This is a genomic window from Xenorhabdus indica (assembly GCF_014467235.1).
GTDB classification, from domain to species: domain Bacteria; phylum Pseudomonadota; class Gammaproteobacteria; order Enterobacterales; family Enterobacteriaceae; genus Xenorhabdus; species Xenorhabdus indica.
On sequence record NZ_NKHP01000032.1, the window covers coordinates 1 to 25,849 of the forward strand.

Here is a 25,849-nt window from a genome sequence, read left to right on the forward strand (position 1 = left end):
TCAACAAGCTCATGCGGTACACGAGCTTCTAATTTTTTTGACTTTGCGTTTACTGCTTTCGTTGCCATATCTGCATCCATTAGTAGTTGGTGGCTGACACCGTGCTTTATTCAGGTGATACAAATAGCAACGCCCCGAAGTGCGCTAACACTGTCGAGGCGTCTGACCACAACATTATCGGAGCTAATGCTATGGCTGATACACAGTCTAACCAAACTCGCCTTAAATTTACATTCCTTATTGCATCCGACACTCAGCGGCTGGCTGACACGTCCTCTTTGATCTTCGTATTACGTCAGGGGACATGCCATGAGTAATAAACCTATCTCATTAAAACAGGCGCTGCATCGTGCAAGTTTGGGTATTTCACTTTTCACGTTCATTACCCAAAAAGCCAAAGGTGAATGCGAAACCAATTTAAATAATCTGATTGCATTGGCACACGGCATTCATCAGGAGGTTTATCGCGACCTGTCGAAACATGTCCCACAGAATCCAGTGAATAAATTAGTTAATTGCCTTGTACGCCGGGAAAGAGATCCATTAGGGCAATCCTCGTTTCGTGCGGGATTATGTACCTCTTTATATGAGGTCATTCTTGAACAGGCCAGCCAACACTGTTCGGAAGAGTTACACGATTTGCTGTCGCTAGCCTGTGATATTAATCAGGAAGTTTACTATTCGCTCTATGCAGCGGTTAATGGCGAGGACGAGTGATCATGAGTCAGGGAAATAATAATCAGAAAAGCCGCCCGTTAGATATTATCCGAACAGTGAAAAAATCAGCCATCAACCACTGGCAAAGCCTGTTACCTGCTTGTGGCGTTGATGTTCCCGCAAAGGGTAAGCACGGTGCTTGTCCGATATGTGGTGGCACTGATCGTTTCCACTTTATCGACGATAACCATCATGGCGACTGGCATTGCCGCCAGTGTGATGCACCCAATCACGGTGATGGACTGGATTTAGTCGCAAGAACCAACGGGATCACTATCTTTGCCGCCGCTAAGTTGGTAGCTGATGCGCTGGCACTTCCTTTACCTGAACCCAAGTCCACCAAAGAGCAGCCCCGAACAGTAAAACCAATTGCAGAACGCATCGCTGCGCTGATCGCAACTTCTGTCACGGGTGAATCTCAGTATCTGATTAAAAAGGGAATGAAATACTCCAATCAGCGGTTATTGAAAGATGGCTCTTTATTGCTGGTGGTTCAGGCGCTGGACGGCACAATTACAGGCGCACAAACCATCAAGCCGAACGGTGAAAAACGCCTTGTCGCTGGTACTCAAAAAAAGGGAAGTTTTATCCCCGCATCCGAGATTACCGGAACGCCCGATACCTTCATTATTACCGAGGGTTACGCTACGGCGTTAACGGTCAGCCAGTTACATGAGGGCGTGGTATTGGCAGCCATTGATGAAAGCAATTTGTTCACCATTGCCGAACAGGTCAGAACACAGTGGTCTAACGCAAAAATCATCCTTGCCGCTGATAACGATTGGCACGAACCGGAAGAGCGGGACAAAAACGGCAGGCTAAAAAAGAATGTCGGCAAGATAGCGGCAGAAAAAGCCGCTATAGCGATTAACGGCTGGGTCACGCTACCGCCTACGGCATTAAAATCTGACTGGGACGATTATCGCCAGCATCACGGCATTGAGGCAGCAAAGCAGGTATTCAGTAATGGGTTATATCAGGTAGGGGAGCAAAAATTCATGGAAGCAGAAGCGGTGATTATCCACGAAACAAAGCCCAAAAAGGCCAATAACAATCTGGCACAAATGGCAGCCAGTCAGCGCGGGGCACTATTGGTTGAACTTTACGGTAAAGTGGCGGTTAATCCTGATAGCGAAATGGTTTACCACTATAACGGTACAACATGGGAAACCGTGTCGGATAATGAGCTGCGCCGTGCAATGGTGGCAATTTTTGACCAGCACGAAACCCCTTACAGCCCGAACGGGATCAATAACGCTATCTATGCCATGAAATTATAAGTGCCGGTTATCGGCGAACAACGGCGGGATTTAATCGGGTTCCGCAATGGTGTGTATGATTTATCAGCTCAACAGTTTACCTTGCACCAGCCGGAACATTGGTTAATGAATCATAACGGTATTGCATTCACCCCGCCTGCTGTCGGTGAAAATTTACCAGACCATGCCCCAGATTTTTATCGCTGGTTATCCCATGCGGCGGGAAGTAATGAAAACAAGATGAATCGCATTAAAGCAGCTCTGTTTATGATCCTGGCAAACCGTTACGACTGGCAGTTATTTATTGAAGTGACGGGTGAAGGTGGCAGCGGTAAAAGTATCTTTACCTATATCGCCACTTTATTGGCAGGAGAGCACAATACGGCCAGTGGAAATATGCGGGCACTGGATGAGGCGAGAGGCCGTTATCAGTTTGTCGGGAAGAGCCTGATTACGCTGCCCGATCAGGTTAAATATGTCGGTGAAGGCGCGGGCATTAAGGCAATTACTGGCGGTGACTTAATCGAAGTTGACGGGAAATATGAGAAGCAATTTTCTACGGTCATTAAGGCCGTTGTATTAGCCACCAATAACGAACCGATGAGCTTTACAGAACGTAATGGCGGTATTGCACGGCGGCGGGTGATATTCCCGTTTAACATTCCGGTCAAAGAGTCAGAAAAAGATCCACACTTGCCGGAGAAAATCAGTCGGGAACTGCCCGTTATTATTCGCCATTTATTAAACGAATTTGCCGACCAGAACAAAGCTAAAAAGCTGCTACAGGCACAACGCGATTCTAACGAAGCATTAACGGTGAAAAGCAATTCCGATCCGTTGTATCGCTTTTGCGGTTATCTGGTAACCGTCAATGATGCAACTGGGATGAAGATGGGCACTAAGAACATTAGCCCACGAGCGCCGAGGTTGTATCTGTATCATGCTTATCTTTCTTTTATGGAAGCGCACGGCTTTGAACGCCCGTTAACACTGACCAAGTTCGGCGAATCGCTCCCCAAAATTATGCTGGAATACAAAAAGGAGTATCGGAAAGTACGAACCAAGAAAGGTTACTCTTATAACGTTGAGTTATCGGAAGAAGCCGAAGAGTGGTTGCCGTCATTGCCTGAGTGCCGGGGCTTTAAATCCCCACTATAAACTTTTTAGGCTTAAGTCTGCATTCTATACATCATTTTAAATATCTATCTGTATTTAAAAGAAAATAATAGATGTATAGTTATTTCTTAGCTATACATCAAATATACATTCTCTTCATTAGGATAAAAAAGGGGGGGTGAACAGAGGGTACAGTGAATGAATATTATATTAATTACTGCAAACCCAGATGTAGCAAGGCTTTGAGAAGAATGTGCAGAGGGTGCATAACTGAGAGGGTAAAAAAGATTTATAGGGGGCTATCTTTGGCAGGTAAATAAAAGTCGGATGATAGGAGACAGTAAAATAAGGTATCAGCCTGATTTGGTATTACCAGAAATTTAAACGATGTAATATTCTGATTTTATTTAAGAACAGAGATTAATCACAAATTTACTGCTGAATTTTTCTTCATGCTAGAATAGATAAATATTCCTGCTGTATCCTGTTTCATTCATTCGATTTTATCGAAAGTCAGATCACAGGAGACAAGATGTCACACGTTATCTACTTATCACTAAAAGGCAAGAAGCAGGGATTAATTTCAGCGGGCTGTTCAACGCCCGAATCCATCGGAAATCGCTATCAGACAGGCCGAGAAGACGAAATACAGGTACTGGGTGTCAATCATTCAGTAAGCCGCGATCAGAGTGCACATCATCACCCTGTCAGCTTTACCAAGCCCATTGATAAATCCTCACCGCTGTTAGCAATGGCAATCGATGGAAACGAATTGCTGGAAGCGCGCTTTATGCACTACCGGACAAGCCCGATGGGTCATCTGGAACTCTTTTACGAAATTAAACTGACAGGCGCGACAATCGTTGATCTTGCCTATAATTATCCCCATTCCATTAATGATAACGGCGCAATCCCCCATGAAGTGGTGATGCTCGATTACAAATCTATCGCGTGTAACCACATTGCAGCGGGGACTTCGGGCTACAGCATCACACAATTAGCTGGGCGTGAAGAAGGCAAGCCGTTGTTGTCTGGGTTCTCAAATGTGAAGCCATTAGTGGAAGAAGCTGTTGCGGCTCTATTTAGCCATAAGTTCATACTGAAACATCAAGGAGATGCCTGCCAAGATATTGCGTATGGCGTGGAAACGGATAAGGGACTAATTGAGGGAATATGTCAAACGTCTGGAATGACAAAACAGTTTGATGCCAAAAAAGAAGAAAATATTGAAGTTAAATATTTATTTCAGACGAAAATAGGGATTTGATAATGTCGATTTTTAAAACTAAAACCGTTAAAGGCGGAAAAACAACAGAAATTGAAACGGATATTTTTTATTTAAACCAAATCCCGGATGCAATGGAAAAAATGGGCTGGGAGATGGCACCAAAATTAATGCGCCATTGGTTCAATACAAAGCCTGCCTATACATTTACTGAAGAAGTAAAAAGCAAGTATGTTGCAGGCAGTGCAATAGATATTCCAGATGAAAGATTAAATGATTCTATCATAAAAATGGAATGGGCATTGAAATATAAACAACCTCAAGATGTAATGGATGTATTAATCAATGGTTGGGCAAGTGATGCGGGTATTAGGCAATTAAAAAAGAAATTAAAAGAAAGTAGTAATAAAACACTAGGATATGAAAAAGATATACGAGAATTAGATACATTTTCAGCAGTCAATGTTAGGCAATTTGGCTCTAAATTTGATACGATTGACGATTGGTATGGTGCTATGGGCAATTCCAATATGAAGGTAGCTGTTAAAGGCCATGTGGATAAATTAGACAGTAAAGATGTTTTTGTCACCGAACAGATTGGTATGTATTTAAAAGACACCTATGATTTCGTTGGCTCTAACGAACCTTTGGGAATTTGGAGTAAAAACGGTATCTTAGATAAAGTTAGCTCCGTTGATTATGCTGCTCTTTATGCCAGTGGAAGCTGGATGGTTCTATGGATTAAATACAATGGATATGTTCCTGTCATTAATGATAGTTTTAGAAAATGGCAGAAAAAGCATAATGAAGGCGGCGACTTTATGGTTTTTTCTGATATTTTATGGATGGATCCGTTACCACAACATAAAATCATTCAATTATGAAAACTCAATGTAAATTTTTTTCTAAAAAACCATTATTGGTTTTGGCAGTAATTACTATTTTTATCGTATGGATTGCATTTCCATCAACTTTTTTCTTCGGTAATTGGAATAAGAAATTTGAAGTAAAGGATGAAAATGGTCAATATACCGCAGTAGTATATAAAAAATTACCCATATCGCCATACGCAATGTTTAAGTATGTTATTATGGATGATGACTATTTTATTGTTTTATATGACAATAAAAATAGACTTATCTGGAAGAGTTCTCCGTTTACATCAATATCATATGGTGCATTTTCTGCTTCATTTGGTTTTCCATCCACTGATGATGATGCTTTTATCTATCCAACAAATGACGGATATGAAGTCATCTATGTAAATAAATTAAAATAATTTTTGTAAATATTTTGTCTTCATGTTTATTCTTGTTTAGCCTCTGAATTTCAGAGGCTTCTTTATTATTTTTCATCGTGTTAAATAATATTTAAATAAACAAATAACGCAAAAACACCATGAAAAAACTACTCGAATTACGCCAGCAAAAAAACGATTTAACCCAGCAAATGCGCTCCCTGCTCACCAAAGCCGAAGAAGAAAGGCGCTCACTGAATCCCGATGAAGCCAAACAGTTCGACGAGCTGCGCAGCCAATCCGATAACCTGAATACGGAAATTGCCCGTTATGAGTCTTTATCTGATGAAGAACGCAATCAAGCAAAGAACCAGACAACCAGTAAAACACTCAATAATGATGAACTACGCCACTATATTCTGACGGGCGAAGCCCGTTCCTTGTCTACAAGCATCCCCTCAGACGGCGGCTATACCGTTATCCCTGAGCTGAACAAACAAATCATGCAGCAATTGGCTGATGAGTCGGTTATGCGCCGAATCTGTACCATCAAAACCACGCGCAGCAACGAGTATAAACAGCTTGTTTCGGTCGGTAGCGCAGCGGTTGCTCATGGGGCAGAAAGCAAGGCACGTAGTGAGACAGCTACACCTAAGATGGAAGAAGTCAGTATCAAGCTGTTTCCTGTCTATGCCTATCCCAAAACCACGCAGGAAATTATTGATTTTAGTGATGTCGATATTTTAGGCTGGCTGACCGCTGAGATCGCAGATACTTTTGTTGATACCGAAGAAACCGATCTCGTGAGTGGTGACGGCAGTAAGAAAGCGAAAGGTTTTCTGTCTTATCCCCGTGATACCCAAGCTGACAAGGTACGTGCGTTCGGTACACTACAAAAGCTGGAAGCAACTAGCCTTGAAGCCGATAGCCTGATTGACCTGAAATTCCTGCTCAAAAACAAATACCGCAAAAACGCTGTTTGGGTGATGAACTCCACGACCGCCGCCAACGTGCAGAAGCTGAAAAATAGCAACGGGGATTACATCTGGCGGGAGCGTCTGCAAGCCGCTGATCCTGATATGTTGCTGGGCTTACCTGTCCACTATCTCGAATTTATGCCGGATAACATCATTGCGCTAGGTGACTTCAAACGCGGTTACTTCATCGTTGAGCATCAAACGGGCATTCGTACTTGCCCCGATAATATCACCGAGCCGGGATTCTATAAGGTACACACCGATAAATATTTGGGCGGTGGGCTGGTGGACTCCAACGCAATCAAGGTGCTGGAAGTCAAAGCCTCTTGATAATCTTGGAGTTTATCGATGAAGAATGATTTTGAAATCCGTACCGCTTCATTATCTGCCAATGATAAGAAACTAACAGGCTATGTGATTAAGTGGAACAGCCGATCACATATCTTGTGGGATGAGTTTATCGAACAGTTCGCCCCGAATGCCTTTAGCGCCAGTCTAGCGGCAAGTGCTGATATCAGGGCACTGTATGAACATGATCATATGAACCTGTTAGGCCGTACCACATCTGGAACATTGCAACTTAGCGAAGATGCCACCGGATTACGTTTCGAACTCACCCCGCCTGATACGCAATTAGGGCGTGATGTGCTGACACTGGTTGAGCGGGGTGATATTTCCGGTATGTCCTTTGGTTTTCGTGCCGTTAACGATCGGTGGGATACCAGTCAAACACCGTATGTCAGAACCGTTTTAGAAGCCGAACTGCGGGAAATTACTGTTACCAGTTTACCCGCCTATCCTGAAAGTGGTGTTGAGATTGCCAAACGATCCCTGAATGTGGTTAAGCCTTGTTATGTGGATTTGCGCCATTACTGGCTGCAACTGTCCGAGGTGTGATCATGTGGCCTTTTAAGCGAAGTACTCCAGAACAGCGCAGTATGACGATGGATGAATTTTTTTCTCTGACAGGCATATCTAATACCAAATCCGGCGAGCATGTTTCCCCCTCGACCGCCGAGGGTTTACCTGCCGTGATGAATGCTGTCACAGTGATTAGTGAAGCGGTCGCCACCATGCCCTGTTATCTCTATCGGGTTCAGCACCAGCACGGGAAAGAATCCCGCGAATGGTTGAGCGATCATCCGGTTGATTATTTGCTTAATGAATACCCGAACGATTGCCAAACACCGTTTCAGTTTAAGCGAACGCTGATGCGTCATTGCCTGTTAAATGGTAATGCCTATGCTGTTATCGTCTGGGACAAAGATGGGCAGCCACAATCGTTACACACTTACCCGCCGTCAGCGGTTGTCCCACAGCGATTATCCGATCATCGATTTGCTTACACCATTACCGAACCCTATAGCGGCAAGGTCAGAACCTATCTACAGGAAGAAGTGTTACATTTGCGCTATGCCACCGAAGATGGCTTTTTAGGGCGCTCGCCTGTCACTATTTGCCGTGAAACGTTGGGTTTAGGGCTGGCACAACAGCGCCACGGCGCAAGCATTATGAAAGAAGGCATGATGGCGGCGGGCGTGATTAAAGCCGCTGACTGGCTGGATGGCATCAAAGGTAATAAGGCGCTGGAAGCCCTCGAACGCTACAAGGGTGCACGTAATGCAGGGAAAACGCCAATACTTGAAGGCGGGATGGAATACCAGCAGTTAGGCATGAGCAATCAGGATGCGGAGTGGCTGGCCTCCCGCCGTTTCACTATTGAAGATATCGCCCGTATGTTCAATGTCAGCCCTATCTTTCTGCAAGAGTATTCGAACAGTACCTACAGCAACTTTAGTGAGGCCTCCCGTGCTTTTCTGACAATTACCATGCGCCCGTGGCTTGCCAATTTTGAGCAGCAAATCAAATCCGCCTTGCTGATGAATTCACCAACAAAAGGCATTCGCTACCAAGTCGAATTCGACACAGCTGATCTACTTCGCACTAATCCGAAAGAACGTTTCCAGAGCTACGAGACAGCGATTAAATCCGGTGTCATGTGCCCGAATGAAGCCCGTGAACGGGAAGGCTTATCGCCCCGTGCCGGTGGCGATGAATTCAGTCAGGCATGGAAACAAACCGTAGAAATCAAACAAGACAAGGAGAGTAACGAATGAGAGCAGGCAGATTGCGGCATCGGGTGACGATCCGAAAAAATGAAGCCAGTCGGGGTAAATTTGGTGAAGTGCTCAACAACTGGGTGGATTTAGCCACTGTCTGGGCTGAAGTCCAAGCGATTAGCGGGCGGGAGCTGGTGGCCTCCGGCGCGGTGTTCTCAGAAGCCACCGTGCGTATCTGGCTGCGTTATCGTGCTGATGTGACCACAGCGAACAGTATTACCTTTCACGGCGCGAACACGACGGGCACTGCTTTTAGCATTATGGCGGTCATCCCCGATGCGAAATACACCCGCCTAGAGCTGCTTTGCAAGGGAGGCATATTCCGATGAGCCGGATTGAAATTCCCCTGAATGAAATCAAGCAGCATTGCCGACTGGAAGAAGATTTCACCCTTGATGATGCGCTATTAGCGGGTTATGCCGATGCTGCGTTGGAAGTCTGCCAGCAACATATCGGTAAACGCTTTGATAAAGGATTGGTTTTCACGCCAGCGATTAAAGTCGGTTGCCTGCTATATATCGGTTTGTTGTATGAGAATCGGGAAATGGCAACCGATGTTGAGCTGAAAGAAGTGCCTTTCACCATCAAATCACTGTGGTCTGTCTATCGTGATGTGGGGATCTACTGATGCCGTGGCAACCGTTAAGACGTTGTAGCTATCCAAGTTGTAAGCAACGGGTAAAGTCCGGTCGCTGTGAGGAACATCGGCGGGAACAGAACAGGCAGCGCGGTACACGTACCGAACGTGGTTACAGTAACCGATGGGGCAAGTACAGACTGATGTATCTCAAAACGCATCCCTTATGTGTGCATTGCCTCAAGCAGAACTGCTACACACCCGCCACCATTGTGGATCACATTATCCCAATCAATAGTGATAGTGATGTGCTGTTCTGGCCTGCCTTCAATCATCAAGCACTATGCCATGCCTGCCATAACCGTAAGACCGTCCAGACAGACCCCATCACCAAAACCAAGCGCAAACAGGGAAGCTATCAGGAACAGGAAGCAGAAGCGGCACGGTTGGTTAGCTTTGGAATAATAACAAAATGAAATAACGGGGTGGGGGTATCAAAAATGACAAACATCCCTCTGAGCGGAACCGCCCCCTCCTTCAATTTTTACGTACGGCAATTTTTTTGAAAATAAATCACAAGGAACAGAAAACATTATGGCAAGAGCACCCAAACCGCCCACTTATTTAAATGAGATTGCCGCCAGTCAATGGAAGGCCAAAAGCAAAATCTTAAACGAACGGGAAGATTTGAACGCCGCCGACTGGAACAACTTAGAGCTGTATTGCGTCAACTATGCCATTTACCGAAAAGCGGTGGCAGACCTTGATATCCGAGGCTTTAGCATTGTGAACAGTCAGGGCAGTGAAAGCCGTAACCCATCACTGAGCGCCAAAGCGGACGCCGAAAAAATCATGATAAAAATGTCGGCGTTGCTTGGCTTTGATCCGGTATCACGGCGTAGAAATCCGGTAGAAACTGAGGAAGAGGACGAGCTAGATCGCTTATGAACGCATGGAAGCAATACGCTTTTGATATCGAAAATGGCACAATTCCGGCCTGTAAGCGGGTAAAACAGGCCGTGAAACGCTATTTTAACGACCTGAATAACCCGCTTTATGTGTTTGATTCGGAGGTGGTGACGCGGTTTATTGCCTTTTCCCGTTACTGTCCGCACGTCAAAGGCCATTTGCGCGGTAAACCCATCATGCTTGAGCCGTGGCAACAATTCGCCTTTGCCAATTTGCTTGGCTTCAAAGTTAAGGCAACCGGGCATCGAAAATATCGCAGTGCTTATATTCAAGTCCCGCGCAAAAATGCCAAATCCACTGTTGCCGCAATATTGGCTAACTGGTTTTTGGTGATGGAGAACGGACAGCAGGATATTTACACCGCCGCCGTGAGCCGTGATCAGGCGCGTATTGTGTTTGATGATGCCCGCCAGATGTGTCTGTTATCAAAATCGCTCAAGAAACGGGTAGCGATTCAACAACACAAAGTCACTTATGCCAAAAGCAACAGCCTGTTAAAACCACTGGCAGCCAAAGCCGCCACGATTGAAGGTACTAACCCCAGTCTGGCGATTGTCGATGAATATCATTTGCACCCTGATAACGCGGTTTACTCTGCCCTTGAATTGGGGATGGGTGCCCGTCCCGAAGGTATTCTGTTTGCCATTACCACAGCAGGCAGTAACGTGATATCCGCCTGTAAGCAGCACTATGATTATTGCTGTCAGATATTGGATGGCGAAGAGCAAAATGCATCACTGTTCGCCCTGATTTACGAGCTGGACGACGAGAAAGAGATTGATGATGAATCACTTTGGATAAAGGCGAATCCCAATCTGGATATTTCCGTGGACAGTGCCGCTTTGCATGACACTATCCAGAAAGCACGGGGCATTCCCTCACAATGGACAGAAATGCTCACCAAACGCTTTAATATCTGGTGTCAGGGCGAAACGTCGTGGATGGGTGAAGGCGCATGGAAAGCCTGCCAACTCGACTATGACGAAAACGACCTCAAAGGCTTGGAGTGTTACGCCGGATTGGATTTATCCTCCACAGGCGATATCACCAGTATTTGCTACACGTTCCCGATGGATAACGAACTGTTATTACTGACCCGCCATTATCTGCCCGAAGCCCAGCTACAGAATCCTGCCAATAAGAATCGGGCAATTTACCGTCAATGGGCGCAAATGGGCTGGATACGTACCACGACAGGCGATTGTATTGATTATGATCGTATTCGAGATGATATTCTCAAAGACAGTCAACACTTTGATATCAAGCTGGTCGGCTTTGATACATGGAATGCCACGCATCTACGCACGCAACTACAGGGTGTGGGGCTGGATGTTGAACCCTTCCCGCAAACCTATATGCGCTTTAGCCCTGTGGCAAAATCGGCTGAGGTGTTCGTTAACCGCAAGATTATTCGTCACAACGGTGACCCGGTGCTGGCATGGGCGATGTCTAATGTGGTGATGGAAACCGATGCGAACGCCAATATCAAACCGAATAAGAAAAAATCGGCGAACAAAATCGACCCTTCGATTGCGTTCCTGATGAGTTTTGGCACATGGCAAGCAGAGCATGAAGACTTTGCGTTTAACTTGAGTGAAGAACAGCAGAAGAAACTGGATATCTTTAATGGTGTTTAATAAAATCAAATGCTCAAAAGGTGAGATACCTCACCTTTATTTCACTCAATTTTGTCAGTCACTGGATAAATTTTATTAATTTACCATCTGTTATTTTATGTCATCCTGCCATTAAAACATGCAACTCACCCACTGAATTAAATCAAGTCGTACTCTCCAATATTGATGAACCAATTTATTGATGTTCACCGGCGGAGAAATATCCCACCGCCTTCATGTTATTTAGCAATGTTATTGTTGATTAAATGAGGGAATAAATATGCAAGATAAAAAGCCTGATGCACCTGTCTCAGAAAATAGTAATCTCGTGATTGTTACAACACCAGAATATGTCAAAGACTCAATCAAAGAAGCCATTGCAGAACACGCGGCAAGCCGTAATCACCCATATGCAACTCAAGCAGAACCGGGATTTGTCACACTAAGTAATGAGACAGATAGTGACAGTGAAATAACCGTTGCAACCTCTAAAGCTGTTAAAAAAGCATATGATCTAGCCAATACTGCTAACCAAAACGCTCTCAATAATAATTCCAATCTCTATTTGGAGAAGAAACAGAATGGAGCTGATATACCTGATAAAGATGCCTTTATAGACAATCTTGGATTACAAGATACAGTTAGTCAGGCAAAAAACGCAGTGCCTAATAACCGGAAAATTAATGATAAATCGTTAGACAGAGACGTTACTTTAAGTGCCGATGATGTAAAAGCATTATCATTAAATGGGGGCACACTCGATGGTAATTTACGGATAAATGGTGATGAATTTTCAGGTATTCATATCAATAATAAACTGACTACAACACAGGCAGTTAATGGTATTGATTTTATGTTTAGTGGGGAGGTTATGGCATCTATCACGTCGGGTTTACTACAAGGAGGAGCTAGTTTCATGAAATTATTGCTCTCTCCACAAGGTAGCATTTCCGATCGTAGAGAAGTCGCGGTAGATCTAAATGCGAATTTAAAGCGCTTGTTTTTACAAAATGGGTGGGTGCTGGATAACTACGCGAGAATGACAGATTTTGAATTCAATGCGAATGATAATGGTTATCTTCGGTTTCCGGGAGGATTCATGATCCAGTGGTGTTATGGCTCAACTGATGACTCAGGTTGGGGAACTGCTGATTTCCCTGGGGTATGGAGCCAGCGTTGTTTTGGTGTTATCGCGATTAATATAGCTGGTAATTCCCCTGCGTCGTCGTTTGCTGGAGTAAAACGGTTGGATGATCGGAATTTTCAAGTTACCCAACTGGAGACTTTGGATATTCCGAACCGTGGAAAACCATTTTTTGCGATAGGGATTGGCCATTGATGAATACAAAGCCGAAAAACTATTACAGTGCATCCTATAACGCATTTTTTCTGGGAGCATTAATTGATTCGTATCGTGATGCTAACTATTGGCCTGATGATGCAATAGTTGTTGATGATGCTGTTTTCGTAGAATTTGCTTGTAAAATACCACCAAAGGGTAAACGCCGTATTGCGGGGGATGGTGGTTTACCAGCATGGGGGGATATTCCATCACTATCACCAGAACAACTACAATTACAAGCCGCATCTCATAAACAACAATTATTGAACACCGCAACAGAAAAAATCAATATCTATCAAGATGCAGTTGGTTTAGGCATTGTCACTAATGTGGAGGAATCCTTATTAGCTGAATGGCGGAAATACAGAGTATTGCTTAATCGTGTAGACTGTTCTAAAGCCCCTGATATTGACTGGCCTGAACAACCGAAGTGATAATAGGGGATAACGCAAATATTATTGTTATTTATTGATTTCATACCAATCTAGACATGGACGTCTAAACAATATTCTTCGGAAATACCACAAGTTCTCCTCATTGCTAACAAAACACGCAACTAACTTAATAACAGGACTAAAAAGATCCTGATGCATTTTGACACATGACCAATTGTTAAGTGCAAACAACAACAGAACCTTGAGGTATTTACTGGGATATAACGCAATAAGTTAAGTGTTTATACTGGTTCGCTTATTGAGTCCAATAAACCAATCAGTTAAAGTAGCCCCGCCATTAGCAAAATCTAGTGGTCAGGGTTTCGCATCCCTGAGTCAAGAACACTGGTAGGAAGTTTCTACCAGTACTTGCTATCACCTTTTCAATGGTGATTCAGGTAGGGGAGGCTTCGGCCTCGCCGGAATCTTGACCCGGTAATGCGAACCTTGCTTGAATCACCACCATCAATTTTTCAATTAATGGAAGGGGTAGCAGGAATGAATAACGCTAAAAATGACTGGCATCAAGCCGATATTATTGCTGCATTGCGTAAACGTGGTACAACCTTAGCGGCTGTTTCTCGTGAATCTGGACTCAGCTCATCTACACTAGCAAATACGCTCAGCAGACCGTGGCCGAAAGGCGAATGGATCATCGCTAACTATCTCGAAATACATCCCTCAGAAATCTGGCCTAGTCGCTATTTTGATATGTACGGTCAGCTTATTGAGCGCAAGGTTCGGGATAAATCATAAAAATAGCAATTCCCTACTTGAATATCATCGGGAAGATAGCCTCAATGGGGTATCTTCTCACTGGCAGTAACATTCGTAATTATTACTTCAATAGATTGGAACGTTAAATGTACTGACCACGTTTTACTGATCACGCATTCACTCTCATTCTTTCTTTTCTTTTGCCTTGTTTTTATCTTATGCTTTGTTTATAGATTTGTTCAGTGTTCTATGTATAAACAATTATATAAACAAACAAGAACAAACTCGTTAAAAAATTAGGACTATTGATTGAATATCAATGGGTTGTGTGTAAATTGCGAGTATAGACTATATATAATTACTCAAGGTTGTTTTCATGGCGTATACTGGTGCGCTATTTCGTTCTTGTTTAGTGGATTGATGTGGTACATGGCTGGAAGAAAACCAACTAACAACAGTATGGCTGAACCAAAAGATCGCCAAGTGGAAGGGCTGAAACTTCCACCACACTCTTTGGAAGCAGAGCAATCCGTGTTGGGCGGTTTGATGCTGGATAATGAACGTTGGGATAACGTATCTGAACGTGTTACCAGTAATGATTTTTTCAGTCGCCCACATCGGCGTATTTTTGCTGAAATGCAGCGTTTGCTTGAAACGGGCAAACCTATCGACCTGATTACATTATCAGAATCCTTGGAGCAAAATGGAGAGCTGGATAATGTCGGTGGTTTTGCTTATCTGGCAGAATTGTCAAAGAATACTCCAAGTGCGGCGAACATTAATGCTTATGCGGATATTGTCCGTGAACGTGCTGTTGTTCGCGATATGATCGCCGTTGCTAATGAAATTGCAGATGCGGGATATGATCCACAAGGGCGTACCAGTGAAGAATTATTAGATCTGGCGGAATCAAGGGTATTCCAGATCGCAGAAAATAGGGCGAATAAAGACGAAGGCCCGAAAGGAATTGAGCAGATCCTGGAAGAAACGGTTGAACGAATTGAACAATTGTATCAACGTCCGCATGACGGTGTGACAGGAGTTTCTACTGGTTATCAAGATTTGGATAAGAAAACTGCTGGCTTGCAAAAATCTGACTTAATCATTGTCGCGGCACGTCCTTCAATGGGTAAAACCACTTTTGCGATGAACTTATGTGAAAACGCGGCGATGATGCAGGATAAACCTGTTTTGATTTTTAGTCTGGAGATGCCCGGCAATCAGATCATGATGCGTATGTTGGCGTCTCTTTCCCGTGTAGATCAAACACGTATTCGTACTGGTCAGCTTGATGATGATGACTGGGCACGTATTTCCAGCACTATGGGAATTTTGCTGGAAAAACGCAATATGTATATTGATGATTCATCCGGTTTGACCCCTACTGAAGTGCGCTCCCGGGCAAGAAGAGTTTTCCGTGAAAATGGTGGGCTTAGCCTGATTATGATCGATTACCTGCAATTAATGCGGGTGCCTTCCCTATCTGACAACCGTACCTTGGAAATTGCTGAAATATCCCGATCACTCAAAGCATTGGCAAAAGAACTCCAGGTCCCTGTTGTTGCATTATCTCAGCTTAACCGTAGTCTGGAGCAGCGGGCTGATAAAAAGCCCGTTAACTCAGACCTGCGTGAATCAGGCTCTATTGAACAGGATGCTGACTTAATCATGTTTATTTATCGTGATGAGGTATATCACGATAATAGTGAAATGAAAGGCGTGGCAGAAATTATCATTGGTAAACAGCGTAATGGTCCTATCGGTACAGTGAGGCTAACGTTTAATGGTCAATGGTCACGGTTTGATAATTATGCAGGACCAAGCTACAGCGATGAATAAGTAGTAATAAATAACGTATTAATTGAAAACCTACTGACCGGAAAAGAATAAAAAGGGGACAAAATGAAAGCGGCAACTGCTGTTATCGACCGCCGCGCTCTGCGACATAACCTGCAACAGGTCAGGGCGAAAGCCCCGAACAGTAAATTGATTGCAGTTGTGAAAGCAAACGCCTATGGACATGGTTTATTAGAAACTGCGTATACAATGGAAGACGCTGATTGTTTTGGCGTTGCACGAATAGGAGAAGCATTGGCTCTGCGCAGTAATGGAGTTATCAAGCCAATCCTGCTTCTGGAGGGATTTTTAGGGGTGTCAGACCTCCCTGTTTTAGTTGTCAATCATATTGAAACCGTGGTGCACAACATCGAACAACTTGAAGCTCTGGAACAGGCTGATCTATCTCACCCAATTAAGGTGTGGATGAAGTTGGATACAGGGATGCATCGTCTTGGTGTTCGTCTGGATGAAGCAGAATATTTTTATCAACGCTTGAGTCGCTGCCATAACGTCGAACAGCCCATTAAGATGATCACCCACTTTAGTCGTGCCGATGAACCACTGGTGGATACAACTCCCCTGCAAATTGAACATTTTATGTCATTTATTGCGGGCAAAGCGGGTGAAAAATCGATTTCAGCATCTGGGGGAATTTTGTTGTGGCCACAGGCACATCTGGATTGGGTTCGCCCTGGTATCATGATGTATGGTGTATCGCCGATGGCAGATAAAACTGCGGCTGATTTCAACTTAATGCCAGCGATGACATTGAAATCTAGCTTAATTGCTGTACGCAAACACAATTCAGGTGAAGCGGTAGGTTACGGCGGTACTTGGGTTAGTGAACGCGATACATATTTAGGTGTTGTCGCAATCGGATATGGTGATGGTTATCCCCGCAGTGCTCCATCAGGCACCCCCATCTTTGTTAATGGACGTGAAGTTCCTCTTGTTGGCCGGGTTTCCATGGATATGATTACGGTGGATTTGGGGCCTGATTGTCAGGACAAAGTGGGGGATGAAGTTATTCTCTGGGGAACAGTCCTGCCTGCTGAAAGAATTGCAGAATATACAGGGATTAGTGCTTATGAACTGATCACGAAACTAACTTCACGTGTTGCAATGGAATATCTGGACGAATAATCAGGCTAAGTTATATTGCCTGTCATATGTGTTTTTATGTCACTGTTTTTATACCATTATTTTTATACAACAGTTTTTATGCTAACTAAGTAGCAGGGGGAGTATAACATCGTGTTCCAGAATGTTGAAGCTTACGCAGGTGATCCTATACTTTCGTTGTTGGAAACGTTTAAAAAAGACACCCGCGTAGAAAAAATTAATCTGAGCGTTGGGTTGTATTACGACGAACAGGGTATAACACCTCAATTGCAGGCTGTTGCAACCGCAGAAGAACAAATGAAAGTTTTGCCACAGTCTGCGTCTCTTTATCTCCCCATGGAAGGTTTGCTTGGTTACCGACTGGCAATTCAAGAATTACTGTTCGGTAAAGGTCATCCGTTGTTGCAGCAAAATCGTATTGCAACGATTCAAGCCGTTGGAGGCTCAGGCGCACTAAAAGTTGGTGCTGACTTTTTGCATCGTTATTTCCCTGATTCTGAAGTGTGGTGTAGTGATCCGACATGGGAAAACCACGCTTCAATTTTCTCTGGAGCAGGGCTCAAAGTAAATTATTACCCTTACTTTGATGATAAAACCAAAGGGGTAAGATTTGATGAAATGCTGGCAACCTTCCGACAATTGCCAGCAAAAAGCATTATTCTGATGCACCCTTGTTGTCATAATCCAACCGGCTCTGATCTTACTAATGAACAATGGGATCAGGTAGTTCAGGTCGCCAAAGAGCAGGCGTTGATCCCATTCCTTGATATTGCTTATCAAGGGCTTGCTGATGGAATGGAAGAAGATGCTTACGCGATTCGGGCAATGGCAAATGCAGAATTACCTTGTTTGATCAGCAATTCGTTTTCAAAAATCTTCTCCCTGTATGGTGAGCGTGTTGGTGGATTGTCCGTTATTTGTGATGATGCCAAAACGAGTGAATGTGTTCTGGGGCAATTGAAAGCCAGTGTACGTCGGATTTATTCCAGCCCACCGACTTTTGGTGCTCAGGTTGTAACAAGAGTCTTAGCTGAGCCGTTACTAAAAGCGCAATGGTTGAAAGAAGTTGAGCAGATGCGGTTACGCATTCTGGAAATGCGTACGGTATTGGTTAGCGTATTGAAAAATGTGTTGCCAGAGAAAAACTTTGATCACTTGCTGAAACAACGCGGTATGTTTAGCTATACTGGCTTTAGCCCTGAACAGGTTAATCGCCTGCGTAGAGAATTTGGAGTCTATCTGATTGGTTCTGGCCGGGTTTGTATGGCCGGCGTGAACCATCATAACGTACAGCGTGTTGCAGAATCATTTGCGGCAGTGAGTCAGTGATTTTTATTCCCTGAATATTTGGGGAATTGATGAAGATAATCACTACAGCCCTTTGTTCTGGTATTAGGCAAAGGGTTTCTTTTCTTCTACAGATATCTCTATTTAAGATAAAAATAAAAGATTTTTATCGGTTATTTCATGATAATAAGTTACTCGCTATGTTAATTTATAACCGTTTTCTATATAGTAAGCACAGATATATCAAGTGATTATATGTGAAATCTTACTTCTCCCACTTTTATATTAAATAACAAAAGTGCTTAAATTAATTTTTTAATTTCAAAAGATAAATTAAATAGGAATAAAGAAAATGTAATACCAACCTCTTGAACTCTTTCATCAATTATTGAGGTAAATATTAGTCTATAAAAGTGTAATACACTTTTATTGGGATAAGTTTAAAAGAGCTAAAGCATTATGGATATGCAATCAAGAAAGTATGGTAGAACTTTTCATTATCCGTTCTCACCAGGAACAACCAGTGATGATCGTATTAATCATGATTGGTGGCAGAATATACAGAACATTAATCAGTTTATTCACACAGAAAAACTAGACGGTGAAAATAACTGTCTGAACCAATATGGTGTATTTGCCCGTTCTCATGCTGCACCGACACAATCAGCATGGACGCAGCAGATCCGCCAACGTTGGCAATTAATTAAAGGTGATTTGGGTGATATCGAGATTTTTGGGGAGAATCTGTATGCCATTCACTCCATCGAATATCGTCACCTTGAAGAATATTTCTTTATCTTTGCTGTGCGTATTAAAGATATGTGGCTTAGTTGGGAAGAGGTAAAATTTTATGCTGCCTTATTTGATTTTCCTACCACCCCAGAAATTGCCATTCCTGAAACACGAGATGAATCAGCGTTCATTAAAAATATTATTCAAACCGCAAAGCAGGAAAGTCGTTTTTCTTCTTGGGATACACAAACAAAACAGTGTTGTTCAATGGAAGGCATTGTCAGCCGTGATGCAGGTGAGTACTCAGTTATTGATTTCCCGCATCATGTTTTTAAGTTTGTGCGCAAAAACCATGTTAAAACGAATATTCATTGGAAGCATCATTGGCAACGAGCGCCTCTTTACTTTGAATACCATTCGGCTGGAGAGAGAAAATGAGTTGGATATTCAGTAAAAATAAGTCATGGGACTATTTATCTAAAACGTTTTCTTTCATTGCTGATATGGAGGAAGTTCAACAAGATCCCATTCACCACGCTGAAGGTGATGTTGCCATTCATACTCAAATGGTACTGACGGCATTGGAACAGTTGTCTGAGTATCAAACACTGGAGAAAGAAGAACAGGAAATACTCTGGACGTCTGCTTTGTTACATGATGTGGAAAAGCGAAGTACTACGCAGATGGATTTAGATGAACGAGTCGTTTCTCCCGGTCATGCCCGTAAAGGTGAGTTGACTGTCAGACAGATTTTTTTTCAGCAAATTCCTACACCATTTGCGATACGTGAACAAATTGCTGCTCTGGTGCGTTTTCACGGATTACCACTGTGGCTGATGGAAAAACCTGAACCACAGAAAGCCCTGTTGGCGGCGTCATTACGTGTTGATACCTGTCTATTAGCTTTATTGGCGAGAGCTGATGTCTTAGGTCGCAAATGTCATGATACACAGGAATTACTGGAACGCATCGAATTATTCGAACTTTATTGCCGTGAACAAAACTGTTGGCGTAATGCACGAAAATTTTCTTCGCCAGAAGCTCGTTTTTATTATTTTTCCACGGAAAGTAAACAGCCAGATTATCAACCTTATGATGATTATGGTAGTCAGGTGATTTTATTATGTGGATTACCTGGCATGGGAAAAGATCATTTTATACAGCAGTATTACCCAGATTGGTTTGTTATTAGCTTGGATGCAATTCGCCGTCATTACCAGATAAGCCCAGAAGACAAGAATGCCAATGGCTGGGTTGTACAACGGGCAAAACAGCAGGCCAGAGAGAAATTGCGTAATCGGCAGGATTTTGTTTGGAATGCTACCAATCTTACCGCTCAAATGCGCCAGCAACTTATTAATCTATTTGTCAGTTATAACGCTAAAGTTAAGATTGTTTATATCGAACAGGACTATAAACGATGGCGGCAACAAAACAATAATCGCGAATATGCTGTACCGGATAAAGTGATGGAGCGAATGCTATCTAAGCTAGAAGTTCCGACGCCTGAAGAAGCACATGAAGTATATTACTTTATAAATAATTCAATGAATTATGAGTATTAAATTTCCTTCGAATGGTCTTGTAGGGGAAAGAGAAGGCTGTAGAGTGTATCAGCCTTCTTTCTTCTACCAAGATAACTAAATGTTACTACTGCAATAGCTGATAAAACGTTGGGTTATCGTCACACTGACCACTGCCACATTCCAGCACAGTAGAGACCAGATTAGCGGTGATCAAGATCGCGAACAATCCCATGACAAGTTTGCCGAGTATGTGTGGTGAATATTTTGCTGGATCATGATTACCTGCTTTTAGGGGCATGATGGCAGCAATAGCAATAATGGTAAGAATAGATAAGATTGCAGCCCACGTATAGAAGTGCAAGCCAAAGAAAGTGGAACCATACCCTGCATCTCCCGGCAGAATATGTAAAGAAACCTGACGCATAGCAACAAAGCCAGTTACGATACAGCCCAGTAAGGAAAAGCTGTAGTGAGCATTTTTAACGCCAAAATAGATATTAAACAGAAAACCAAAGCCGATCATAATGATGCCTGCACGTTGCAATAGACATAGCGGGCAGGGAAGTTCAAAACGTGCCAGTTGATAATAAAATGCCACGATTAGAATGACACATATGCCAAATAAACCGAGTATATTCAATGTAATGGCAGGATTAAGATTGCGAGATGCTGACATAGTATTATTCATTACGGCCTCCGGTTAGAAAGAAAGATTCAGTGCATCAGTGGCATGATATTTAAACCAAAATACCGTGATGATTAATAAGATAAGCCAAAGAGTATAAGTCAGTTTTTTCTTGCCAGTAATAACGGTGGCAATCATAACTAATGCAATTAAAAATGGTAAAAACATATACATATTTGATCTCCATTATGAGTTAATAAAATATATAATATCATTATGAAATTAACTTGCCTATAATATGAACACAGCATCTTTAAAGGCTCAGCAATAATATTAGAACAACAATATCAGACTGATCTAAATAGGATTATTTCGTTGATTATTACAGCCGGAAAGGTGTTTGTTGCATTAAAAAATATTAGAATAATTTAATAAATAAACAAAGCCTCTCCAATTGGAGAGGCTTTTTGCTGATTATGATTGATGAAATAATATTAATTTTTATTGATTATCTGCTTAAGGAAACGTGCGGTATGGGATTTTTCACATTTCGCCACATCTTCTGGCGTTCCTGCCACTAATATCTCTCCGCCACCACTACCACCTTCTGGGCCAAGATCGACAATCCAGTCCGCAGTCTTGATAACATCCAGATTGTGTTCAATTACTACAATGGTATTTCCTTGATCCCGCAATTGATGTAGAACTGACAACAGTTGTTGGATATCAGCAAAATGTAATCCAGTTGTTGGTTCATCAAGAATATAGAGTGTTTGACCTGTACCACGTTTCGATAACTCGCGTGCCAGTTTGACCCGTTGTGCTTCTCCACCGGAGAGTGTAGTAGCAGACTGCCCAAGACGAATGTAAGAAAGGCCAACATCCATTAACGTTTGCAATTTACGGGCAAGGGCAGGTACTGCATCAAAAAAGCTACGGGCTTCTTCAATGGTCATATTCAGCACCTCATTGATATTTTTGCCTTTATATTTGATCTCCAACGTTTCGCGGTTATAGCGCTTTCCTTTACATTGATCACAGGGAACATAAATATCAGGCAGGAAGTGCATTTCCACTTTAATTACCCCATCTCCCTGACAGGCTTCACAGCGTCCGCCTTTAACATTGAAACTAAAACGACCCGGTGTATAACCACGCGTACGGGATTCAGGTACGCCAGCAAACAGTTCTCTTACTGGTGTAAAGACGCCGGTATAAGTGGCGGGATTCGAGCGGGGAGTTCTGCCAATCGGGCTTTGGTCAATATCAATGACCTTATCAAAATGCTCCAGACCTTGAATATCTACATAAGAGGCAGGATTAATATTGGTTGCGCCATTTAACTGGCGTTGTGCGATTGGGAATAACGTATCGTTGATTAATGTCGATTTACCGGAACCTGAAACCCCTGTGATACATGTGAACAAGCCGACAGGTAGTTTTAATGTCACTTTTTTCAGGTTATTGCCCTTCGCGCCAATTAACTTCAACATCTTGTTCGGATCAGCAGCGATTCGTTGTTCCGGGATAGCTATCTCACGTTCACCACTTAGGAACTTCCCTGTGAGAGATGTTTGGCTTGCCATGATGTCATCAATAGTTCCTTCGGCAACAACTTTACCGCCATGAACACCCGCTCCGGGCCCAATATCAATAATATGATCAGCGGCACGAATAGCATCTTCATCATGTTCAACAACAATAACGGTATTACCTAAGTTACGCAGGTGCAGTAAGGTTTCCAGCAAACGCTCATTATCACGCTGATGGAGGCCAATGGAAGGCTCATCCAGAACATACATCACGCCAACCAAACCTGCACCAATTTGGCTTGCTAATCGGATACGTTGGGCTTCACCACCGGAAAGGGTTTCTGCTGAACGGGAAAGTGTCAGGTAATTTAAACCAACATTGACCAGAAATTTCAGACGATCACGGATCTCTTTCAAAACTTTTTCAGCAATTTTAGCTCGTTGCCCGCTTAATTTGATGTTTTGGAAAAATTCCATCGCATGACCGATGCTGAAATCAGAAATCTGTGGCAATGTGGTATTTTCGATAAAAACAAAACGCGCTTCTTTGCGCAGGCGGGTTCCTTCACACGAAATACAGGAACGATTACTAATATATTTGGCTAATTCTTCCCGTACAGCGGAAGATTCTGTCTCTTTATAGCGGCGTTCCATATTCTGCAGAACACCTTCGAATGGGTGATGACGGACAGTTACATCCCCACGATCATTGGTATATTTGAATTCGATAGATTCCTTGCCTGAGCCATACAAAATGACTTTTTTAATGGCAGGACTTAATTCATCAAATGGTGTTTCTATATCGAACTTATAATGGTCTGCCAGAGATTTTAGCATCTGGAAGTAATAGAAATTACGGCGGTCCCATCCACGAATAGCGCCACCTGCGAGTGAAATATTGCTATTTTGCACTACCCGGTCAGGATCGAAAAACTGCTGGACACCCAAACCATCACAAGTAGAACAGGCACCTGCCGGGTTGTTGAAGGAAAATAAGCGTGGTTCCAACTCGCTCATACTGTAACCACACATTGGGCAGGCGAAATTGGCCGAGAAAATCAACTCTTCAGCCTGATCATCATCCATATTGGCAACGACAGCCGTACCACCTGAAAGCTCTAAAGCGGTTTCGAAAGATTCGGCCAGACGCTGAGCCAGATCTGGGCGTACTTTGAAACGGTCAATGACAACTTCAATCGTATGTTTTTTCTGCAATTCTAAATTAGGTGGATCGGAGAGGTCACACACTTCACCGTCAATACGGGCGCGGATATAACCTTGTGTCGCCAGATTCTCCAACAGTTTGGAATGCTCTCCTTTACGCTCTTTGACTACCGGGGCCAATAACATCAGACGTTGTCCTTCCGGTAACGTAAGGACATTATCTACCATCTGACTAATGGTTTGTGCAGCCAGTGGAATATCATGTTCGGGACAGCGAGGCTCGCCGACACGGGCAAACAGCAGACGGAGATAATCGTGAATTTCTGTGATCGTTCCGACGGTTGAACGCGGGTTATGAGAAGTTGATTTCTGTTCAATGGAAATGGCGGGAGACAGGCCTTCAATGTGGTCGACATCCGGTTTTTCCATCAGTGATAAAAACTGGCGGGCATATGCAGAGAGTGATTCTACATAGCGACGCTGGCCTTCTGCATACAGTGTATCGAAAGCCAGAGAAGACTTACCGGAGCCAGACAAGCCCGTAATGACTATCAGTTTGTCACGGGGAATTATCAGGTTGATATTTTTGAGATTATGGGTGCGGGCGCCCCGAACTTCGATGTTATCCATTTACCATTACCCAGATTATTTATCGTGTTCAACTAAAAAGCGCATTATTATTGCACAAATTTTGCTGAATGAATATACAGTATTTACAGAGATTCATGCTGTAATAATTACTGTGTATATCAAGCGCTTTCAGTTGTTGTATAGCCAGTAAGGGTAGCTCAAAGAGTACAACATGAAAGATAAAGGATATAAAGTACGATGCGCTTCGCAAAGTATAATATGACGGCTTTTAGTTTAAACTTAGTCCTCGCATGGTAAACTACTTTGTTTATAATTATAGAAGTTCGTTTTTAGCAAAAATCATTTCATCAGGAGTATTCCAATGGCCAGCAGAGGCGTAAACAAAGTTATTTTAGTGGGTAATTTGGGGCAGGATCCGGAAATTCGCTATATGCCGAATGGCGGTGCAGTTGCCAATATTACTCTGGCAACGTCCGATAGCTGGCGTGATAAGCAAACCGGTGAGATGAGAGAGAAAACTGAGTGGCACCGTGTGGTGATTTTCGGCAAATTGGCAGAAGTCGCAGGTGAATATCTGCGTAAAGGCTCTCAAGTTTATCTCGAAGGCGCTTTGCAGACCCGTAAATGGCAAGATCAGAATGGGCAAGACCGTTACACCACTGAAGTAGTGGTCAATCCTATCGGTGGAGTAATGCAGATGTTGGGCAGCCGTGGCGCAGCACAGGATGCACCAGCCCAAGGCGGTTGGGGACAACCACAACAGCCACAAGCTTCTCAGCAATTTAGTGGTGGCGGTATGCCATCGTCTCGTCCGGCACAATCTCCTGCTCAGCAGAACAATGAGCCACCAATGGATTTTGATGATGATATTCCGTTCTGATTTTGAACGGAAATATATTTAAGAAACAATACCAAGGCCCCGTTCGTGCGCTGTCTCTTCTACACAAATCCCTCGATTGAATCGAGGGATTTTTTTGAACCTTTTTCTACCTGGCTGATCTCAATAAGAAATACTACGTTGAGGTTACGTATGATGTTTTCAACAGATGCTGAGCAATGGGCAAAAGACACTTTTCAATATGCTGATTTAGGGGATAGCCGCCGCACTAAGCGGCTGATCAAACT

The 25,849-nt window shown here is 43.2% G+C and carries 25 protein-coding genes and 2 pseudogenes; 24 read left to right on the forward strand and 3 right to left on the reverse strand.

The window, feature by feature from the left end:
• From Xind_RS21870 to Xind_RS18010, 22 genes and pseudogenes are all read left to right on the forward strand, one after another.
• Window positions 1-282, forward strand: a pseudogene (locus Xind_RS21870) (hypothetical protein); the annotation flags it as partial.
• Window positions 283-309: 27 nt separating this feature from the next.
• Window positions 310-717 (forward strand): hypothetical protein, encoded by a 408-nt coding sequence (locus tag Xind_RS17910; protein WP_187650704.1) that lies wholly within the window; start codon window positions 310-312, stop codon window positions 715-717.
• Between the two features lie 2 nt (window positions 718-719).
• Window positions 720-3,134: pseudogene (locus tag Xind_RS17915) on the forward strand (primase-like DNA-binding domain-containing protein).
• A gap of 490 nt (window positions 3,135-3,624) precedes the next feature.
• Window positions 3,625-4,359, forward strand: coding sequence for an Hcp family type VI secretion system effector (locus tag Xind_RS17920; RefSeq protein ID WP_187650705.1), 735 nt, complete (start codon window positions 3,625-3,627; stop codon window positions 4,357-4,359).
• Between the two features lie 2 nt (window positions 4,360-4,361).
• Complete coding sequence (locus Xind_RS17925) at window positions 4,362-5,201, forward strand: DUF6402 family protein (protein ID WP_187650706.1); 840 nt, start codon at window positions 4,362-4,364, stop codon at window positions 5,199-5,201.
• Window positions 5,198-5,596: a DUF6201 family protein gene (locus Xind_RS20705; protein WP_222941855.1), complete on the forward strand. Its 399-nt coding sequence runs from the start codon at window positions 5,198-5,200 to the stop codon at window positions 5,594-5,596. Before Xind_RS17925 ends, Xind_RS20705 begins: the two co-directional genes overlap by 4 nt.
• Window positions 5,597-5,715: 119 nt before the next feature.
• A complete protein-coding gene (locus tag Xind_RS17935; protein ID WP_187650707.1) occupies window positions 5,716-6,861 on the forward strand; it encodes a phage major capsid protein in 1,146 nt (381 codons plus the stop codon).
• Window positions 6,862-6,879: 18 nt separating this feature from the next.
• Window positions 6,880-7,428: an HK97 family phage prohead protease gene (locus Xind_RS17940; RefSeq protein WP_187650708.1), complete on the forward strand. Its 549-nt coding sequence runs from the start codon at window positions 6,880-6,882 to the stop codon at window positions 7,426-7,428.
• Window positions 7,429-7,430: 2 nt separating this feature from the next.
• The gene (locus Xind_RS17945) at window positions 7,431-8,648 is read left to right on the forward strand and encodes a phage portal protein (protein ID WP_187650709.1); all 1,218 of its coding nucleotides are present in this window, start codon (window positions 7,431-7,433) and stop codon (window positions 8,646-8,648) included.
• Window positions 8,645-8,980: a phage head closure protein gene (locus Xind_RS17950; RefSeq protein WP_099110415.1), complete on the forward strand. Its 336-nt coding sequence runs from the start codon at window positions 8,645-8,647 to the stop codon at window positions 8,978-8,980. Before Xind_RS17945 ends, Xind_RS17950 begins: the two co-directional genes overlap by 4 nt.
• Window positions 8,977-9,279 carry a head-tail connector protein gene (locus Xind_RS17955; RefSeq protein ID WP_187650710.1) on the forward strand — a complete coding sequence of 101 codons (303 nt, stop codon included), beginning with the start codon at window positions 8,977-8,979 and terminating at the stop codon, window positions 9,277-9,279. The genes Xind_RS17950 and Xind_RS17955 overlap by 4 nt, the downstream gene beginning before the upstream one ends.
• A complete protein-coding gene (locus tag Xind_RS17960) occupies window positions 9,279-9,704 on the forward strand; it encodes an HNH endonuclease signature motif containing protein (RefSeq protein ID WP_187650711.1) in 426 nt (141 codons plus the stop codon). The genes Xind_RS17955 and Xind_RS17960 overlap by 1 nt, the downstream gene beginning before the upstream one ends.
• A gap of 118 nt (window positions 9,705-9,822) precedes the next feature.
• Complete coding sequence (locus Xind_RS17965) at window positions 9,823-10,176, forward strand: phage terminase small subunit P27 family (RefSeq protein WP_187650712.1); 354 nt, start codon at window positions 9,823-9,825, stop codon at window positions 10,174-10,176.
• The gene (locus Xind_RS17970) at window positions 10,173-11,834 is read left to right on the forward strand and encodes a terminase large subunit (protein ID WP_187650713.1); all 1,662 of its coding nucleotides are present in this window, start codon (window positions 10,173-10,175) and stop codon (window positions 11,832-11,834) included. The genes Xind_RS17965 and Xind_RS17970 overlap by 4 nt, the downstream gene beginning before the upstream one ends.
• A gap of 259 nt (window positions 11,835-12,093) precedes the next feature.
• A complete protein-coding gene (locus tag Xind_RS21875) occupies window positions 12,094-13,152 on the forward strand; it encodes a tail fiber protein (RefSeq protein WP_246432608.1) in 1,059 nt (352 codons plus the stop codon).
• Window positions 13,152-13,589 (forward strand): tail fiber assembly protein, encoded by a 438-nt coding sequence (locus tag Xind_RS17980; RefSeq protein WP_187650719.1) that lies wholly within the window; start codon window positions 13,152-13,154, stop codon window positions 13,587-13,589. The genes Xind_RS21875 and Xind_RS17980 overlap by 1 nt, the downstream gene beginning before the upstream one ends.
• 498 nt (window positions 13,590-14,087) lie before the next feature.
• On the forward strand, window positions 14,088-14,345 hold the full coding sequence (locus Xind_RS17985) for a helix-turn-helix domain-containing protein (RefSeq protein ID WP_187650714.1): 258 nt from the start codon (window positions 14,088-14,090) through the stop codon (window positions 14,343-14,345).
• Window positions 14,346-14,735: 390 nt separating this feature from the next.
• Window positions 14,736-16,145, forward strand: a complete 1,410-nt coding sequence (gene dnaB, locus Xind_RS17990) for a replicative DNA helicase (RefSeq protein WP_047683910.1) — start codon at window positions 14,736-14,738, stop codon at window positions 16,143-16,145.
• A gap of 63 nt (window positions 16,146-16,208) precedes the next feature.
• Window positions 16,209-17,288 (forward strand): alanine racemase, encoded by a 1,080-nt coding sequence (alr, locus tag Xind_RS17995; protein ID WP_047683907.1) that lies wholly within the window; start codon window positions 16,209-16,211, stop codon window positions 17,286-17,288.
• Between the two features lie 111 nt (window positions 17,289-17,399).
• Window positions 17,400-18,596 carry an amino acid aminotransferase gene (locus tag Xind_RS18000; RefSeq protein WP_047683904.1) on the forward strand — a complete coding sequence of 399 codons (1,197 nt, stop codon included), beginning with the start codon at window positions 17,400-17,402 and terminating at the stop codon, window positions 18,594-18,596.
• 417 nt (window positions 18,597-19,013) lie between these two features.
• Window positions 19,014-19,724, forward strand: a complete 711-nt coding sequence (locus Xind_RS18005; RefSeq protein WP_187650715.1) for an RNA ligase family protein — start codon at window positions 19,014-19,016, stop codon at window positions 19,722-19,724.
• On the forward strand, window positions 19,721-20,851 hold the full coding sequence (locus tag Xind_RS18010; RefSeq protein WP_187650716.1) for an AAA family ATPase: 1,131 nt from the start codon (window positions 19,721-19,723) through the stop codon (window positions 20,849-20,851). The genes Xind_RS18005 and Xind_RS18010 overlap by 4 nt, the downstream gene beginning before the upstream one ends.
• An 85-nt stretch (window positions 20,852-20,936) precedes the next feature.
• Here the strand turns inward: Xind_RS18010 and Xind_RS18015 are convergent, their stop codons facing one another.
• The 3 genes from Xind_RS18015 to uvrA all read right to left on the reverse strand — a co-directional run bounded on the left by Xind_RS18015 (window position 20,937) and on the right by uvrA (window position 24,763).
• Window positions 20,937-21,500, reverse strand: a complete 564-nt coding sequence (locus tag Xind_RS18015) for a disulfide bond formation protein B (protein WP_047684573.1) — start codon at window positions 21,498-21,500, stop codon at window positions 20,937-20,939.
• Window positions 21,501-21,512: 12 nt separating this feature from the next.
• Window positions 21,513-21,671 (reverse strand): DUF5993 family protein, encoded by a 159-nt coding sequence (locus tag Xind_RS18020; RefSeq protein WP_187650717.1) that lies wholly within the window; start codon window positions 21,669-21,671, stop codon window positions 21,513-21,515.
• Window positions 21,672-21,931: 260 nt separating this feature from the next.
• A complete protein-coding gene (gene uvrA / locus Xind_RS18025) occupies window positions 21,932-24,763 on the reverse strand; it encodes an excinuclease ABC subunit UvrA (RefSeq protein WP_047684570.1) in 2,832 nt (943 codons plus the stop codon).
• Window positions 24,764-25,085: 322 nt separating this feature from the next.
• Between uvrA and Xind_RS18030 the strand changes: the two genes are divergently transcribed.
• Together Xind_RS18030 and Xind_RS18035 are read left to right on the forward strand one after the other, a co-directional pair.
• Complete coding sequence (locus Xind_RS18030; protein WP_047684567.1) at window positions 25,086-25,604, forward strand: single-stranded DNA-binding protein; 519 nt, start codon at window positions 25,086-25,088, stop codon at window positions 25,602-25,604.
• Between the two features lie 153 nt (window positions 25,605-25,757).
• Window positions 25,758-25,849, forward strand: a 92-nt coding sequence (locus tag Xind_RS18035; RefSeq protein WP_187650072.1) for a transposase DNA-binding-containing protein, incomplete at its 3' end; no start/stop codon positions are given.

Coding starts and splice junctions, on each gene's coding strand:
- Xind_RS17910 (WP_187650704.1), top strand. CDS start 310: ATGAGTAATAAACCTATCTCATTAAAACAGGCGCTGCATCGTGCAAGT.
- Xind_RS17920 (WP_187650705.1), top strand. CDS start 3,625: ATGTCACACGTTATCTACTTATCACTAAAAGGCAAGAAGCAGGGATTA.
- Xind_RS17925 (WP_187650706.1), top strand. CDS start 4,362: ATGTCGATTTTTAAAACTAAAACCGTTAAAGGCGGAAAAACAACAGAA.
- Xind_RS20705 (WP_222941855.1), top strand. CDS start 5,198: ATGAAAACTCAATGTAAATTTTTTTCTAAAAAACCATTATTGGTTTTG.
- Xind_RS17935 (WP_187650707.1), top strand. CDS start 5,716: ATGAAAAAACTACTCGAATTACGCCAGCAAAAAAACGATTTAACCCAG.
- Xind_RS17940 (WP_187650708.1), top strand. CDS start 6,880: ATGAAGAATGATTTTGAAATCCGTACCGCTTCATTATCTGCCAATGAT.
- Xind_RS17945 (WP_187650709.1), top strand. CDS start 7,431: ATGTGGCCTTTTAAGCGAAGTACTCCAGAACAGCGCAGTATGACGATG.
- Xind_RS17950 (WP_099110415.1), top strand. CDS start 8,645: ATGAGAGCAGGCAGATTGCGGCATCGGGTGACGATCCGAAAAAATGAA.
- Xind_RS17955 (WP_187650710.1), top strand. CDS start 8,977: ATGAGCCGGATTGAAATTCCCCTGAATGAAATCAAGCAGCATTGCCGA.
- Xind_RS17960 (WP_187650711.1), top strand. CDS start 9,279: ATGCCGTGGCAACCGTTAAGACGTTGTAGCTATCCAAGTTGTAAGCAA.
- Xind_RS17965 (WP_187650712.1), top strand. CDS start 9,823: ATGGCAAGAGCACCCAAACCGCCCACTTATTTAAATGAGATTGCCGCC.
- Xind_RS17970 (WP_187650713.1), top strand. CDS start 10,173: ATGAACGCATGGAAGCAATACGCTTTTGATATCGAAAATGGCACAATT.
- Xind_RS21875 (WP_246432608.1), top strand. CDS start 12,094: ATGCAAGATAAAAAGCCTGATGCACCTGTCTCAGAAAATAGTAATCTC.
- Xind_RS17980 (WP_187650719.1), top strand. CDS start 13,152: ATGAATACAAAGCCGAAAAACTATTACAGTGCATCCTATAACGCATTT.
- Xind_RS17985 (WP_187650714.1), top strand. CDS start 14,088: ATGAATAACGCTAAAAATGACTGGCATCAAGCCGATATTATTGCTGCA.
- dnaB (WP_047683910.1), top strand. CDS start 14,736: ATGGCTGGAAGAAAACCAACTAACAACAGTATGGCTGAACCAAAAGAT.
- alr (WP_047683907.1), top strand. CDS start 16,209: ATGAAAGCGGCAACTGCTGTTATCGACCGCCGCGCTCTGCGACATAAC.
- Xind_RS18005 (WP_187650715.1), top strand. CDS start 19,014: ATGGATATGCAATCAAGAAAGTATGGTAGAACTTTTCATTATCCGTTC.
- Xind_RS18010 (WP_187650716.1), top strand. CDS start 19,721: ATGAGTTGGATATTCAGTAAAAATAAGTCATGGGACTATTTATCTAAA.
- Xind_RS18015 (WP_047684573.1), bottom strand. CDS start 21,500: ATGAATAATACTATGTCAGCATCTCGCAATCTTAATCCTGCCATTACA.
- Xind_RS18020 (WP_187650717.1), bottom strand. CDS start 21,671: ATGTATATGTTTTTACCATTTTTAATTGCATTAGTTATGATTGCCACC.
- uvrA (WP_047684570.1), bottom strand. CDS start 24,763: ATGGATAACATCGAAGTTCGGGGCGCCCGCACCCATAATCTCAAAAAT.
- Xind_RS18030 (WP_047684567.1), top strand. CDS start 25,086: ATGGCCAGCAGAGGCGTAAACAAAGTTATTTTAGTGGGTAATTTGGGG.